We start from the raw sequence: 15,366 nt of genomic DNA, 5'->3' as shown, positions 1-15,366 counted from the left end.
TTATCTTGGGCTTTTGTGGTTAGGGTTTGATTTTCAAGACGTTTTACCAGTGACATGTCATGCACTCCTTTCTTTTTTCCTAACATTAAATCCATATTTATCTATGACTATGCAATCATTTTCTCCACTAAAGCTCTTATGTGCTTTTCAAATTTTTGTCCCTTCTGATCCATAAGTGGAATACCGGAATTGATAGACTGTCTCACAAGTTTCACTTCTTCTGGAACATAGGCCAATATATCGTAGCTAAAGGCTTTCTCAACTTGCGCTTTTTGAACACCAAACTTGTCTAGGGTCATGTTCATAATCAATTTGATCTTGTCTTTCGAATAATTGAGTGACTGCATGACTTTTAAACTCGTCTTGGTATTTTTAAGGCTCGTCACCTCAATGGTTGAAACCAAATAGACTTTATCTGATAAATCCAGCACCGAAAGCGTCACATCGTCAAAGTTCACGCCAGTATCCACAATAATGATGTCGTAATAGGATTTAACCAGCATCATGAGTCCCTTAATCTGATCAGCGGTGATATACTCTGCCGAAGTAGGATCCTTGGGTGCAAACAAACAGCTTAAATGATCATCAATATTGTGGATAAAGGGCTGTACATCCTCGATTTTAGTAAGATTGCCTTCTTCAAAGAGCTCTTTAAGGGTCAGTTCATTTTGTTTGTTGAGCATGAGTGAGATATCGCCAAATCTTAAATCCATATCTATGATCAGTACCTTCTTTGACATCTTTTTCGCCATAACAATGGCACTGCTAAGGGATAGGAAGGACTTGCCAACACCGCCCTTGCCGCTATAGAAAGTGTGAATTTTGCCGTCATATGATGCCTCTACCTTTGGAAGAGCCGCTTTCAACTGAGATTCGTATTTTAAATAAGTCGATTCTAGGGTTTCAATAAGCTCATCTGTATCAATTGGCTTCATGATATAGCCCTTAGCGCCAGCTAGCATCGCCTTTTTTAAATATTCGCTTTCATGTTGAACACTCATCATCACCACAAGTATGTTTGGGTTCTTATCAAGCAAGGCTTCAGTTGCTTCTAGACCATTCATTTCAGGCATATTGATGTCCATGAGGACCATATCCACCGGATTGCCACTTGCAAACTCAACAACCTCTCTACCATTTGAGCAAGTACCCACGATTTCAAAGGGATGATTGCTAAGTGTCAACATCTTTGAGACCATTTCCTGCATCTCAACCACATCATCTGCAATAACAATTTTAATTGGTTTCACCTGTATCACCTCTTCCCTCTAATAAAGGAATCTTAAGTCCCGTTCCTGATATGATTAAGTCCTCATCCGTGATTTGATTGACGGCCTTAATCAAGTCCACATACTCGGGATCATTATAAAACTTTCTACTAATTTTCATGAGTGTGTCACCATACTGAACCGTATAATACACATATTGGTCGTACTTATAATCGCCCTCGTTCAAGGTCTTTTCAGACTGACCTATAATCTCATATTGAGGAAACAAATCCTTGATATTGCCAAAGTCATTGAGTAGGAGGTCTTGCCAGATGACCCCGTTTGTCACAACCATTTTATCGCCCTCATGAGGTCTAAGTGCTAGGTCCACAAGGCCGATATCCTTAGCAAGTACAAAGGACTCCACCTGTGTGACTGGTACTGCCAATGTCACAAAGTAGGTTGAAATTGCTGTATTGCCCTTGTCCACTGAATCAACGACGGTTTTACTCTCGTACTCTATATTCTGATCAATTGCTAAAACCTCTAAATTCTGTAAAAACATTTTAACAATATCTGGTCTTACAATTCTATTTTGTTCTATCAGCTGAGGCAAATAGACAAGTACATCCACTCGGTCTCCAACCTTGATAAGTTTACTCACACCGGACTTTCCGTCAACACTCACTGTGACGGCGCGTTCAATACCATCAAGCTTCATGGCAAGGTCTTCCATGCCCACTTCAAGGATATCTTTTTTATGAATCATGCTGCCCGCATATAAATCAGACTTTAAATACTTTCCTACAACTTCATCAGGGGTCTGTATATACTCACCAAAGATGCTTTCAGCTGGAACGCTTTTCTTCTCAAGCATGTCAATAGTAACAAGGGTCCTGCCCTTTATGTCCTCTTTTGCAACAACAACTTCCATTTCCTCTTTTGAAACAATGGTGGGTTGGTCAAGGGTGGTTAGATAAAGATATAATGTGCCTGCACCAATCACTGCAAACAGCAAGGCTAATATAAATAATATTCTTCCTGATTTTTTCATTTGAACGTCACTCCCATTTCCTATTTTCTACTCTGTCAATTTGACGCCATATGCGCCATGATCTGCCAGTGAAAAATCAACATCACCGTTGACGACAAACCTTATAAATCTCGCTTTAATCTCCACTTGTCCACCTTGTTTGACCATATCCTCTACAAAGACCTGTGCAAAGGCCGTTACAGTGACATCGTTTCTACCGTCAACCATTAATGAATCAACGATTGGGATGGTCCAAAGTCTAAAAGATTTTTTTGAATGATTGTCAAAGGATTCAGGGTCACTTGCAAGTAGGGGTCTTAATGCATTGACCACAGTGGCCATGTTTCCTGGTTCAGTGTCTAGTATGTCACCAATTTTTATGGTGCCTTCATAACCATTAATGGCATTGTCCTTTAAAATACTTGCACCGCTACCGCCCATTGCCACAGCACCGTAATTGCCATGATAACCGTCGCCACCGTCTTCTTTCAGAACGACCAAATCACCATAGGTATACAAAAAATCTTCCACAGCAAAGGGTCTAAGACCTCCTTTTACAGCACTTACTGGGCCAATTGCAATTTTCGATTTCCCATGGACATCTGTTTCATTAAAGCCCAGTAATTTTAGAAAATAGTGGGGCACTGTCTCTACACCAGTCAAAGTCATTTCCATATGATCCGCACTGATCACAATTGTTACTGTAGCTGGGTCTATTCCATTTAAGGTTAGGTAGTCCTTTGCCACAGCCTCTGCCAAAATAGGCTTGTCTGGTAGTTCCTGCGCGCCTGCAAGTGCAGCAGCATCCAGTGCATTGGATAGCTTTATTTTTTCCGAATAGATGAAGCCCATGTCGATCACGAGTCCAGCTGCACCCATTAATATCACAAAGGAAAGGGCAAGTAATATAACCACACTGCCACTTTCATTATTTCTTAGATTTTTACACTTATTCATAAGATCACCTCTTTTACTCTACTCTCATGGTGGATTCAGCACTTAGATTTAAATCGGATCCCAGTAACCCACCAAGTAGTGGCGTAAAAAAATGATACGTATATTCAACCTTAACATTCACTGAGTCACCTCTGTCCCTGTTGTCATCAGCTGGTGTCACAATTACTGAAATTTGAGTCAGATCAAGTTGAGCGGCAACGACATTTACCCTGTCCGTAGCCTGAATACTTGTCTCACCTACACTAATGGCTCTAGCAGCTTCTCTAGAGGCATTGTTTAATGTAAGGTAGGCATTGAACACGAAACCAAACTCGATAATGCCTGTGATTAGAATGAGCAATATGGGGAGGATAATCGCCATTTCCACCAAAGCCTGACCCTCTTGTTTGTGCTTCATATTCATGCCTCCTTTCACATCAATTTTGAGCTTTTGATAAAAAAAACTCTAACCTCATGAGATTAGAGCCTTTATTATGTCGTATTAAATACTATAAACTGTTTGAAATATTAGTGAACATTGTTGATAATTTTGGTCCAATAAGCACTAAACCTGCAATTGCGATTACTGCTACTAATGCAATAATTAAACCGTATTCAACCATACCTTGTCCTTCTTCTTCTTTAACAAAACCATTAAATTTTGTAGTTGCCTTCACGAATAAATTTGTTAACATAATATTGCCTCCTTTTAATTTGACCCTATTCGGTCCATCTCATTTTTAAACGACATCTGCTGATATCCTAATTGTCCTTTACAAGTTCAGACTGCCCAATTGCCATCTCCTTGTGTTTGATTATAGCCTTATTTTACGCCTAATTTAAAGTCTGCATAAGAGGACAAGGTCCTCAAGTCTATGTACTTAAGGCATAAAAAAAAAGGACTAAAGTCCTTTCAATTTTTTCCATATATAACTCATGACAGTGTCTCTATTTAGTCCCTGAGTGCAGTCGGTTAAACTATTATTCGCTTACTTTGGCGCTTTCTTTTTATTAAAGTACTGGTCAAGCCCATTTTCAATGGCGAATATGGTGGCTTGAACACGGTCTTTGACATCGATTTTTCTGAAAATTCGACTTGAGTAATTCTTGACCGTTTTTTCTGATAAATATAATAAGTCCGCAACTTCCCTGTTACTAAGCCCCTGAGAGATGTGATAGAGAATTTCAAGATCTCTTTCAGCCAAGTCATCAAAGACGCTTTGTTGTTTTTCTTCTTTATTAACCTTGTTGAAGAGGGTTGATACCAAGGATTTATCAATGTAGTTCTCATCTGCTTTTACGATTCGAATGGCTTCCACCAATTCCTTTGTGCTGGACCCTTTTAGAACATACCCATCTGCACCAATCTCAATGGCCTTGATAAGGGTCTGCCTGTCGTCCTCAACAGTGAGGAAGAGTACTTTGACCTCTAAAGCATCCTTCTTTATCGCTTTTAAAACCTCTAAGCCGCTTAGGATTGGCATGTTCATATCCATAAGCAGGATATCTGGCTTATAGAGCTTGACCATGGTGATGACTTCCTCACCATTTTTGGCTTCTCCAACAACGGTCAAATCATTTTCATAGTCAAGTACGGTTCTAAGGCCTTGTCTGATAAGGTCATGATCATCTGCTATCAAAATTTTAATTCTAGCCTCGCTCATTGAAGATCACCTCCCTGTTTATCGGCAGCTTAATGATAAAAGTCGTGCCCTCGCCTTCTTCGGAAATAATTTCTATACTGCCTCTCAATTGGTTCACGCGTTCATAAAGGCCCAACAAGCCAAATGAAGTGTGTTTTAATTTCAAAGTTTTTAATTTCTCCTCCACGTTAAAGCCAACACCATCATCCATTATCATCAATCTAAGATAGACTGACCCATACTCAAGCTCGACATTGACCTGACCTGCTTTAGAATGCTTTTTCACATTGTTGAGAATTTCCTGTACCAATCTGAAGACTGCCACTTGGATGATGCTTTCCACAGGGGATACCATTTTTCGAATACGGGTCTTAACATTGATCTGATTTTCCTTGCCAAATGAAATCGCATAGGTCTCAACAGTCTCATTAAGGCCAATGTCATCAAGTGACATGGGTCTAAGATCCTGGATGATATCACGTACTTCTTTCAATGCCTTTTTAGTGGCTTCCTTTAGCTCTGCCAGTTCAGACATGCCCTTTTCAAAGTCATTTCGAATAATTCTCTCGCAAAAATCTGCCTTCATGACAATTGAGGCGATTTGCTGGGCTGGACCATCATGAATGTCCCTTGATATTCGCTTTCTTTCATTCTCTTGAGCTTCAAGGATTTTGACACCCAGTATCATGCTCTCAGCACCCATATCTTCTATTGCGGATAGGATTTCACCCTTGAGATAGGTCACAGCAATAGTCACTTGATGGACGACGTTTTCAGCGTTTTGAATGTTTTTCATTGAGCGCTTCAAAGAGGTTTCAAGCATATTTCTTCTCGTTCTCAAAAGTTCTTCTTCTTTTTTAAAGGACTCAAGTTCAATTCTGACATCTGCAGCCTTTTCATAAGCGCGCTTGATGTCTTCTTCTGTATGTGTTTTAAATGCCTTAGAGACATCTGCTAAATGCTTTCTGACCATCTTGTCTTTTAAGGTTAAGCGATCTACTTCTGCAATTACACGGTCGATATCTCGCTTGAGATTTTCGAGTTCTACCTTTAGCAGATCGTATTCCTCTCGAGCAGTCTCAACGATATCAAGCAATTGATCCCTACTGTCATCTATGGCTTGTATGATTTTGGACATGATGCCTTGGACATCCCCCATATTGATCTCTTTGCTTCCCATATTTCCCACCTCTACGTATGCCTTTATACCCCAAAAGTCGTCTTATTATCTTGGCATACAGAATTATAAACAATGCTACTTAATAAATATCGTCACTTTTTATGATTAAATCCACTCCGATTAAAAAAAGCTCCCCCAGTATCACCATATGTAATCATTGAGGAAGCTTATATATTTAATTATAACATATTCTACGAACGATGATAAACAAGCCTTAGGTCTATAAAAACTAGGTCTAAACGCCAATTAATAGATAGAACCTCTAATAATGGTTTGGCTTCTCTTTGGTCCAACTGAAACGATCTTCACCGGAATACCAACAAGCTCCTCGATGCGTTTGATATAATTTTGAGCATTAATCGGTAATTTTTCAAACGTATCACATTCAGAGATATCTTCTTGCCAGCCTGGAAGGGTTTCATAAATTGGTTTACACTGTGAAAGAACATTTAAGCTTGCAGGGAAATGCTCGATGATCTCGCCATTATAGTCATAACCCTTACAAATTTTAACCTCTTCAAAGCCAGAGAGGACGTCGACAAGCATAAGTGCGATGCAAGTCATGCCGTTTACACGCTGTGAGTATTTCACCATAACCGTGTCAAGCCAGCCACATCTTCTTGGTCTGCCTGTTGTCGTGCCAAACTCTCTACCCTTGTTACGAATCAAATCGCCAACTTCGTTGTCAAGCTCTGTTACAAATGGCCCTTTACCAACTCTGGTTGTATAAGCTTTTGTGATGCCCACAACTTCGCCTATTTCATTTGGACCAATACCAGAACCGATTGTGAAACCTCCTGAAATCGGATGAGAACTCGTTACATATGGGTAAGTCCCATAATCAAGGTCCAGTAAAGTCCCTTGAGCACCCTCGAGCAATACTTTTTTGCCTGCTCTAAGTGCATCGTATACGATAACTGAAGTGTCTGCCACATACGGTTTAACCGCTTCAGCATAAGCCTTGTACTGTGTGATTGTTGCGTCTATATCAAGTGCCTCACCACCATAAATCTTAGTGATGATTTCATTTTTAGCTTCCATTTGTGTTCTGAAAATTCTTTCGAATAAAGGGGCGTCTATGAAGTCACAGATTCTAATCCCACTTCTTTCAACCTTGTCCATGTAGCAAGGACCAATCCCTTTTTTAGTTGTGCCGATCATATCAGCACCTCTTGCCTCTTCAGCAAGTCTGTCAATTTCTCTATGGTAAGGGAATACCACATGAGCTCTATCTGAAACTTTAATTGAAGAAACATCAATTCCCTTTTCCTTTAAGCCTTCAATTTCCTTTAAAAAGCCCTCTGGATCAAAGACAACGCCATTGCCCACAACGTTGATGGTATTTTCATTTAAAATACCAGATGGAATTAAGTGTAATGCATATTTTTTGTCTCCAACAACAACAGTATGTCCTGCATTGTTTCCGCCTTGACCACGTACTACAACATCAGCCTGTTTTGCAAGATAATCAATAACTTTACCCTTTCCTTCGTCGCCCCACTGTGCGCCTACAATAACAACAGTTGACATAAAAACACCTCACTTTATATAATCAGTCATTTTTAAAGCATAATTGCTTCAAAATCATGACTTTAATCGCTTATCAAAATATTCCATAGTCATATTAACAGAATGGTCCCACAAAGTCAATCAAATAACGAATTATTTTACAATTGCAATATTTATAATTCGTAATTATATGAATTTATTTTCTCAGTAAAAGAAGAACCGAGTGCTTTTTCAATATGGGGTTTCACAGAGAAACTGTTTCTATATTCCACATAGGTTTTGATGGCCTTCTTTTGTGCCGATTCAGTCTGGGGCTTGAGATAAGCCCTGATGAGGATGTTTTTCGGAGTATGCTCCAAATCGATGAACTCGAGCATTTGCGTTTCATAAGACATCACCTCTAGTGCAGTCATTCTGAGTGTATCTGTGACGAGTGTCGCAAACTTGTCTCTGATGACCCCATGTCTTAGTAAGGGTTCTAAATCAGGGTGTTTTATCTGATTAAAGAGTTCATGCTGACAGCATGGGACTGCAAAAATAACCCTTGCCTGCCATGCACATGCTTTTCCCAGCGCTTCATCGGTGGCAGTGTCACAGGCGTGCAGGGAAACCACCATGTCCACATTGCCTTCATATTGGTAATCTTTGATATCACCAAGTTCGAATTTTAGGCCATTATAATGAAGCTTTTGTGCCACACCATTACAGTAGTCGATCACATCTGCCTTCAAATCAAGCCCTGTGATTTCCACTTGGAAGCCCTTTTGAATCACCAGATAGTAGTAGAGGGCAAATGTCAAATAGGCTTTACCGCAACCAAAGTCGATTATCCTGATAGGGCCTTTTTCTTTTTCCAGCACGCTAAGAGCATCTTCGACGAACTCTAAATATTTATTGAGCTGCTTGAATTTATCATATTTTTTCTTAAAGACCTTACCAGTGGCATCCATGACACCAAGGGCTTCAAGGAAGTCACAAGGTACGCCGTCCTTTAAGATATAGTTTTTTTCTCGATTATGGGCAAGGGTAACTTCAAATTTAGTCGGCGGTTTCTTTAATACAGTACCCTTACCCTTTTTACTGAATAAAATTTGATAATCATGCTCGGGGGTACAGATTAAACACTGCTTGAAATATTGAGCGAGCACTTGGTTTAAAAACTGGATCAATTGTGGACCCGATACATTGTCATGGTTAACCTTCTGGTCAAAAAAATAAGAAATATGATAAAGGCGCTGGTCTTTAATGAGAACGGGTTTGACTTCAACCTTTTGATAGGTTTTTTCAACGCCTTTTTTAACATTGCTCAATATGATCTGAATCACTTTCTCCTGATCTATAAGTTGTTGACACAGTGTCATAATTGTATCCATACCATTCCTCTTTTCTTAATTTTTTCAGCCGTTATTATTTTACAGCGATTCTTTTGGAAACACAAGTTTTATGATTTGGTGTATAATAATAGATGTGAATAAATATTTTTATGAGGTGATTGCTTTGCCAGATTATTGGAGTCATCAAATTGCCGCAAAACGCGCTCATGCCCTTTACTTAAAGTTGAAAGACCCCAAACCTGTCTTTGATGACAAGCACATGGCGGAATATTACTTTGGCGCACAGGGCCCTGATTTTTATTACTATATTAATAGAAAGAAACCCTTTACAAAAAAACACTATGCCCCATTAGGCACTCACTTCCACAATTTCGATGTCTATAGAACACTCGAAATGTTAATTGATTTTGCAATAGAGCAAGATTTTCCCGAAATTAAAGCCTATGTGGCTGGCTACCTTACGCATTATATCATAGATGCCATATGCCATCCTCATATTTGTTTGCATTCGCCGGACTCGAAAGCTCATAAGACCTATGAACTTGCACTGGATGCCCTTTGCATGCAATACTATGAACACATGTCCATTCATGCTCAAGTCCTTTCACCTGAAACTCGGAAAACAGGTACTTATCTGTCGGCTGTTTGGCAACCCATTATTAAAGCCTTGGCCATAAACACAGATATATCTAACGAAAGCTTCAACCGTGCATCAAATCACATGGCCGATATACAAGAAATTTTACTGGGAGATGTCATCCGAAAAAAACCTTGGATCCACAACTTCTCAGCATTCTTCAACTATGACCTCTCGCAGTTAATGTATCCTAGGGACTTTACCAAGGATGAGTTGAATGCCCTTAAATTCGAGCCCTTTAACTCTGAGTTCATGAAAGGGGTTGAGCGCTCAGCCATTATGCTTAAGAAGTTTGAGGCTCTATTTCTAAAAAACATAAGTAAAAATGCTTTCCTTGAATGGCTAGTCACAAGCGATTATCTAGGAAATCCAATACAAGATGGAGGTAAATAACATGACTTTTGAAAAAACAATTCAAGCCTACAAGAATGACATTATCAAAGCCACACAAGAGTTGATTCAAATCAAGAGTGTTAAAACACCACCGGAAGGCGACATGCCCTTCGGCAAAGGCATTCAGGATGCCCTTGAATACACCTTAGCTTTGGGGGACGCTCTAGGCTTTAAAACAAAAAATGTAGGAAATCACGCAGGCTATATTGAGTTTGGTGAGGGTAAAGAAATGGTGGGCATCTTATGCCATGTGGATGTGGTGCCTGAAGGAGACCAGTGGACTTACGGTCCTTATAGTGGCACTATTGCAGATGATAAAATTTATGGCCGTGGTGCAATAGATGATAAGGGTCCTGCCATTGCATCGCTCTATGCCATGAAAGCACTTATGGACCTCGGCGTTCAGCCAAAAAAGAGAGTGCGATTGATCCTTGGCACAGACGAGGAAAACGGCGGCACTTGCATGGACTACTATATAAAGCACGAAGAAGTGCCAACAGTTTCATTCAGTCCTGATGCTGACTTCCCTGTTATTCATGGTGAAATGGGCATCGTGGTCTTTAAACTTGAAAAGCAATTTGTCGACCGTTGTGAAGATGGCGGCATTAAGATTTTGAGTTTCAAAGGCGGCAACGCGCCTAATATGGTACCAGATTACGCAGAAGCCAGACTCATAGAAAATCATCCGATTGAAGAAATCGTTAAATCCTTTAATGCGACCAAGGGCACCAACATCGAATATGTTAAGGAAGGTCAAATTACAGTCTTGAAATCCCATGGGGTTTCTGCACATGGCAGTACACCAGAAAAGGGCAAGAATGCCATTTCAGCCCTAATTCACTTCTTAGATATGATCGACCTTGAAATCGGAGACCAATCTAACTTTATAAGGTTTTTAAACAGAACCATTGGCCTTGAAATCAACGGCGAAAGCTTCGGCATTGGCCTCAAAGACGAGTACAATGATTTGGTTTTCAACCTTGGCATAATCGACATCAACGAAGACCAAGGCACTATAGTCGTCAATGTCCGTTATCCAATCACAGTGAAAGAAAAACTCGTAAAAGCCGGTGTTGAAAACACACTTCGCGATACAGGGATTCAGTTGACCACTTGGGCCAACCACGATCCATTGTTCTTCAAACCAAATCATCCACTGGTTAAAACCTTGATGAAGGTCTATCGAGACCATACAGGTGACCTTGACTCAAAACCTATCACCATGGGTGGTGGAACCTATGCTAGAAGCATGCCCAATGCAGTGGCATTTGGAGCCCTCTTCCCTGGCAAGGAAGACACCATGCACCAACGAAATGAATATATTGAAATTCATGACCTCATGAAAATCACAGAAATATTCGCTTCCGCAATTTATGAGCTCTTAAATCTTTAAAACAACATTTGAGCCACCTTCGATGTCTCAAACCAATTTTCGCTGACGCTGTTTGAAATTAAACATTTCTCATCACAGCTTTCGGCTCAAATTTTGTTGTATATAATCAAAGGCGTTGCCATCACAACTGTGGGGGCAACGCCTTTATATATGGCCACTTAAATTATAGTTCGCAAATACTCTCTGAAGTCTTCTGAAAGCTCCTCATTTCTAAGTGCGTATTCAACGGTTGCCTTGAGGTATCCAAGTTTGTCACCCGTATCATAACGCTTACCGTCAAACTCATAGGCATAGATTTCCTTATGCTCAAGAAGAGATCTCAACGCATCGGTCAATTGAATTTCATCACCCTTGCCCGGAGGTGTCTGCTCAATCATTTCAAAGATATCTGGGGTCAAAATATAACGTCCTAATATGGCTATATTAGAAGGTGCATCTTCAACACTTGGCTTTTCAACCATATTCTTCACTTCATAGAGGTCTTCATCCACCTTTAGGCCATCCACGATCCCATACTTGTTGACTTGATCCTTTGGAACGGATTGTACCCCTAAAATGGTGCTCTCATATTTATCGTACATATCTGCAAGCTGTTTGATGCAAGGTGTGGTTGAATAAACGAGGTCATCTCCGAGAAGCAATGCAAATGGCTCATTACCCACAAAAGTCTTTGCACAATATACAGCATGACCAAGGCCTCTTGCCTCCTTTTGTCTCACATAATGGATGTTTGCCATGTTGGCAATATTCTCAGTCATATCATAGAGCTCTTCTTTGTGTTTATCCTTTAAAAATATTTCAAGTTCTGGAGAACGGTCAAAATAGTTGGCAATTTCTTCTTTATTTCTACCGATGATAATTAAGATGTCTTCAATACCTGCCTCAATCAATTCCTCTACGACATAGTGTATCGCCGGGCGATCAACAATCGTCAACATTTCCTTAGGCATTGATTTTGTTGCGGGTAAAAATCTTGTTCCAAATCCTGCTGCGGGTATTACGGCCTTTTTAACTTTCATTGTTTGGTCACTCCTCCCAAAAATTTTTAATGATTTGTTTTGAATTGTCCTTATGAGCTGAAATATGTCCCCAGTCTCTCGGTAAAAGTTTCCTATAATAACGCTCTGACAGGCGCTTGTCCAGTAAAAGAATCACACCCCTGTCCCCATCGCTCCTGATAACGCGACCAGCACCCTGCATCACTTTATTGATGCCGGGATATTGATAGGCATATTCAAAGCCCTGTCGATTGTAGACGTCAAAATAATCCTTGATGAGATTATTTTCGAAATTCATCATGGGCAAACCAACACCGATTAAGGCGACACCGATCAGTAAATCACCCGAAAGGTCAATGCCCTCAGAAAAGACACCACCTAAAACAGCGAAGCAAATTAATGACTTAGGGTCACCTGGTTGGTTGTACTTTTCACGCTTCAAATTGTGATGTTCAAATTGACTCAGGAAGACTTCCTTGTCTTGATCATCCATTTCACGTTCTTGAATAATTATATCAAATTCTGTCTCAAATTGGGCTATAAATAAATCCGTTACATGCTTTAGGTACATATATGAAGGTAAAAACACCATATAATTCCCCACCTTACTCTTACCCATATTATAGAGATAATCACATATGGGCGAAAGCGCCGCCTCTCTATCTTTATATTTGACAGAAACATCCTCACTAAATAATACCAGTCTGTTGGCAGGATCAAAGGGGGATGGCAATTTTAATTTTTTAGCATTTTCATCTCCAGAGAGAATTTTTTGATAATAATCAAGTGGTGATAGGGTCGCTGAAAAAAACACCGTCGCTCGGCTGTTGTTTATGAATCGCATCAACTGTGATGCTGGATTGATACAAAAGAGCTTGAAAGTCGTTTTTGAAGTATGCCCCTCAGTGATGTAAAAGAGAAAGCCATCATCATAGAGTTCACTTATTCTCAAATAAGTCAAAATCTCAAAATAGAAGTCTAATACCAGATCATAAATTTCTGCACCTTGATTTTTCACAAGCCATTTTTCTAGGATTGAAGATCGTCTCTTAAGCTGTGTATAAATATCTGCAACTTCATCTTTATCCACATATATACCATCTTCATCACATCTTTTTCGAATTTCCAGCATCATTTTGTTAATGCCCTCTACTTGCTTCATAAGGGTCTTGTCGTGAGTCTTAATGGCGTTTTTAATGGCCATGACCTTGTCCTTGTGAAGCTCTGCAGAATACATGGTCCTTGCCCGATCCACCAAATTGTGGGCTTCATCTACTAAAAAAGCAAAGCTTTCTGTTGGTGCGTCAAAGAAGCGTCTCAAGTAAACCCTTGGGTCAAAAGCATAATTGTAGTCACAGATAATTACATCTGAAAACAAGGCCACATCAAGGGAGAACTCATATGGACAGATATGATGCTTCTGTGCATAAGTCTCCACTGTCGTCCGACTTAAAATCACATCATCATGCAATAAATCCCATAGGGCATCATTACATCTGTCAAAGTGACCCTTTGCATATGAGCACTTTTCAGGATAGCAAGTTGCTTTGTCTAAGAAACAAATTTTATCCTTTGCTGTAAGGGTTAGGGCTTTTAGCTTAAGAGCTTGACCGCTGTGATCATGTAAAACGCCTAAGGTATCTTCTGCCACTTTTTTCGTGATGGCCTTGGCACTGAGGTAAAAGATCTTATCCACAAGGCCTTCATTCATGGCTTTGAGTGTGGGAAACAAAGATGAAATCGTCTTGCCGATACCTGTGGGTGCTTCAATAAATGCATTTTGATTATTTTTAAAAGCGTTGTAGACACTTACTGCCATTTCCCGCTGGCCCTTTCTGTATGCGGGAAAGGGAAATGTGAGATCTGCCAGGCTCTCATTTCTTTTTTGCTGCCAGTTCTTTCTATATATGACCCACTTTTTATATGAGTCTACTGTCTCGTTAAAAAATGTAATCAATGTCCTTCTGTCGTAGGCAACCTTTATGCGTTTTACACTTAGAGACTCAAATTCGGCATATGTGAGCTGGATCACAATTTCGTCTAGTCCCTCTTCTTCACAAAATATAGCGCCATATATTTTAGCCTGTGCCCAGTGCAAGGGGTATGTATGTTCATCAATATCCTCGAGGAAATCACTGGTACTTTTAATTTCATCTATTATATACCCTTCTGGGGTACTTAAAATGCCATCTGCTCTGCCACTCACAACGAGGGCAATGGGCATCTGATCATAATCGTCCACAAATTCAAAGGTCTTCTGTAAAAAGACCTCTTTCTCGTAGTCGCTCCCTTGAGAATTTTGTATGCGCTGATGTATACGCGTCCCCTCTGCCGCCTTTGATTTTCCCTGAAATCGAAGGTCTAGGTCACCACTTCTGTATACAAATTCAACGAGGCCTCTCACAGATATCTTACTTAAGTATTTATCAGACATGCTTATAATCACCTTTTCCAGCATCACATTTGAACAAGTGTTCGCTTCTATTGTATCAAAAAAAGAGAAAAAGGGCCATAGGGCCCTTTTGAGCAAATGCATTATTCATGTATCCCTTTAAATAAAATGATTAATTAGTTATTTAAAGCCACATATTTTTTTTCTTTACTGAGAACACTTCTTGAATACGATGTGGAATACGTTTGATTCAAGGCATAGTATTTTTGAAGATTATATGGTCCTCTGTTATATTCAGATAAAATTCTTTCAAAGTTTGAGCCATGTGCACTCATTAAAATATCAAGGTATTTTACCCCTAGTGCAATGTTGTAATCCGCATCAAAGATTCTGCTTGGATCATATTCCAAGCCAAGCTCATCACCGTACTCAGTTGCAAGCCATTCTTCAGTATCAGGTATGATCTGCATAAGGCCTCTGTCTTGATGGGTGCCAACAAGATCCTTGTTAAAGTTACTTTCAATTTCCATGATGGATAGGACTAAAGAGACTGGTACATCATACTGGTCTGCATACTTGACAAGGGCAAGAGCACTTTCAGAATCAAGTGGTGTTTCCTCAGATATTTTTTGGCTTCTTTCAAGCTGCGAGGAATCGAACTCATCAAAATCGATGAATTGCGATAAACGCTTAAATTCTTTAACCATGCC

14 protein-coding genes are annotated in these 15,366 nt (G+C 39.8%); 2 read left to right on the top strand and 12 right to left on the bottom strand.

Annotated features, from left to right (window positions below; all coding sequences use genetic code 11):
- Positions 1-107 precede the first annotated feature (107 nt).
- The 9 genes from AC220I_RS09085 to AC220I_RS09045 all read right to left on the bottom strand — a co-directional run bounded on the left by AC220I_RS09085 (position 108) and on the right by AC220I_RS09045 (position 8,882).
- Positions 108-1,250 carry a CpaE/TadZ family protein gene (locus tag AC220I_RS09085; RefSeq protein WP_486723504.1) on the bottom strand — a complete coding sequence of 381 codons (1,143 nt, stop codon included), beginning with the start codon at positions 1,248-1,250 and terminating at the stop codon, positions 108-110.
- Positions 1,237-2,262 (bottom strand): Flp pilus assembly protein CpaB, encoded by a 1,026-nt coding sequence (cpaB, locus tag AC220I_RS09080; protein ID WP_486723503.1) that lies wholly within the window; start codon positions 2,260-2,262, stop codon positions 1,237-1,239. Before cpaB ends, AC220I_RS09085 begins: the two co-directional genes overlap by 14 nt.
- A gap of 27 nt (positions 2,263-2,289) precedes the next feature.
- Positions 2,290-3,198: a pilus assembly protein TadG-related protein gene (locus AC220I_RS09075; RefSeq protein ID WP_486723502.1), complete on the bottom strand. Its 909-nt coding sequence runs from the start codon at positions 3,196-3,198 to the stop codon at positions 2,290-2,292.
- Between the two features lie 13 nt (positions 3,199-3,211).
- On the bottom strand, positions 3,212-3,595 hold the full coding sequence (locus tag AC220I_RS09070; protein WP_486723501.1) for a TadE/TadG family type IV pilus assembly protein: 384 nt from the start codon (positions 3,593-3,595) through the stop codon (positions 3,212-3,214).
- Positions 3,596-3,686: 91 nt separating this feature from the next.
- Positions 3,687-3,872 carry a Flp family type IVb pilin gene (locus AC220I_RS09065; RefSeq protein WP_486723500.1) on the bottom strand — a complete coding sequence of 62 codons (186 nt, stop codon included), beginning with the start codon at positions 3,870-3,872 and terminating at the stop codon, positions 3,687-3,689.
- A 294-nt stretch (positions 3,873-4,166) separates the two neighbouring features.
- Positions 4,167-4,841: a response regulator gene (locus tag AC220I_RS09060; RefSeq protein ID WP_486723499.1), complete on the bottom strand. Its 675-nt coding sequence runs from the start codon at positions 4,839-4,841 to the stop codon at positions 4,167-4,169.
- Positions 4,828-6,000 carry a sensor histidine kinase gene (locus tag AC220I_RS09055; protein WP_486723498.1) on the bottom strand — a complete coding sequence of 391 codons (1,173 nt, stop codon included), beginning with the start codon at positions 5,998-6,000 and terminating at the stop codon, positions 4,828-4,830. The genes AC220I_RS09060 and AC220I_RS09055 overlap by 14 nt, the downstream gene beginning before the upstream one ends.
- Positions 6,001-6,246: 246 nt before the next feature.
- Positions 6,247-7,530, bottom strand: coding sequence for an adenylosuccinate synthase (locus tag AC220I_RS09050; RefSeq protein WP_486723497.1), 1,284 nt, complete (start codon positions 7,528-7,530; stop codon positions 6,247-6,249).
- Between the two features lie 152 nt (positions 7,531-7,682).
- Entirely contained in the window at positions 7,683-8,882 is a 1,200-nt protein-coding gene (locus tag AC220I_RS09045; protein WP_486723496.1) for a class I SAM-dependent methyltransferase, read from the bottom strand.
- Between the two features lie 124 nt (positions 8,883-9,006).
- Between AC220I_RS09045 and AC220I_RS09040 the strand changes: the two genes are divergently transcribed.
- On the top strand, positions 9,007-9,873 hold the full coding sequence (locus AC220I_RS09040; RefSeq protein WP_486723495.1) for a zinc dependent phospholipase C family protein: 867 nt from the start codon (positions 9,007-9,009) through the stop codon (positions 9,871-9,873).
- Position 9,874: 1 nt separating this feature from the next.
- The gene (pepV, locus tag AC220I_RS09035) at positions 9,875-11,266 is read left to right on the top strand and encodes a dipeptidase PepV (protein WP_486723494.1); all 1,392 of its coding nucleotides are present in this window, start codon (positions 9,875-9,877) and stop codon (positions 11,264-11,266) included.
- 158 nt (positions 11,267-11,424) lie between these two features.
- On the opposite strand, the gene galU is transcribed toward pepV, so the two are convergent.
- The 3 genes from galU to AC220I_RS09020 form a co-directional block, all read right to left on the bottom strand.
- The gene (galU, locus tag AC220I_RS09030; RefSeq protein ID WP_486723493.1) at positions 11,425-12,285 is read right to left on the bottom strand and encodes a UTP--glucose-1-phosphate uridylyltransferase GalU; all 861 of its coding nucleotides are present in this window, start codon (positions 12,283-12,285) and stop codon (positions 11,425-11,427) included.
- Between the two features lie 7 nt (positions 12,286-12,292).
- On the bottom strand, positions 12,293-14,698 hold the full coding sequence (locus AC220I_RS09025) for an ATP-dependent DNA helicase (protein WP_486723492.1): 2,406 nt from the start codon (positions 14,696-14,698) through the stop codon (positions 12,293-12,295).
- A gap of 134 nt (positions 14,699-14,832) precedes the next feature.
- Positions 14,833-15,366 (bottom strand): lytic transglycosylase domain-containing protein (locus AC220I_RS09020; protein WP_486723491.1); only part of this gene is annotated, 534 nt, incomplete at its 5' end.

This window comes from Fusibacter sp. (assembly GCF_057447755.1).
Note: the sequence above shows the minus strand (reverse complement) of the source record. Positions and strands in the feature narration are given on the sequence as shown.

Coding starts and splice junctions, on each gene's coding strand:
- cpaB (WP_486723503.1), bottom strand. CDS start 2,262: ATGAAAAAATCAGGAAGAATATTATTTATATTAGCCTTGCTGTTTGCA.
- AC220I_RS09075 (WP_486723502.1), bottom strand. CDS start 3,198: ATGAATAAGTGTAAAAATCTAAGAAATAATGAAAGTGGCAGTGTGGTT.
- AC220I_RS09070 (WP_486723501.1), bottom strand. CDS start 3,595: ATGAAGCACAAACAAGAGGGTCAGGCTTTGGTGGAAATGGCGATTATC.
- AC220I_RS09065 (WP_486723500.1), bottom strand. CDS start 3,872: ATGTTAACAAATTTATTCGTGAAGGCAACTACAAAATTTAATGGTTTT.
- AC220I_RS09060 (WP_486723499.1), bottom strand. CDS start 4,841: ATGAGCGAGGCTAGAATTAAAATTTTGATAGCAGATGATCATGACCTT.
- AC220I_RS09055 (WP_486723498.1), bottom strand. CDS start 6,000: ATGGGAAGCAAAGAGATCAATATGGGGGATGTCCAAGGCATCATGTCC.
- AC220I_RS09050 (WP_486723497.1), bottom strand. CDS start 7,530: ATGTCAACTGTTGTTATTGTAGGCGCACAGTGGGGCGACGAAGGAAAG.
- AC220I_RS09045 (WP_486723496.1), bottom strand. CDS start 8,882: ATGGATACAATTATGACACTGTGTCAACAACTTATAGATCAGGAGAAA.
- pepV (WP_486723494.1), top strand. CDS start 9,875: ATGACTTTTGAAAAAACAATTCAAGCCTACAAGAATGACATTATCAAA.
- galU (WP_486723493.1), bottom strand. CDS start 12,285: ATGAAAGTTAAAAAGGCCGTAATACCCGCAGCAGGATTTGGAACAAGA.
- AC220I_RS09025 (WP_486723492.1), bottom strand. CDS start 14,698: ATGTCTGATAAATACTTAAGTAAGATATCTGTGAGAGGCCTCGTTGAA.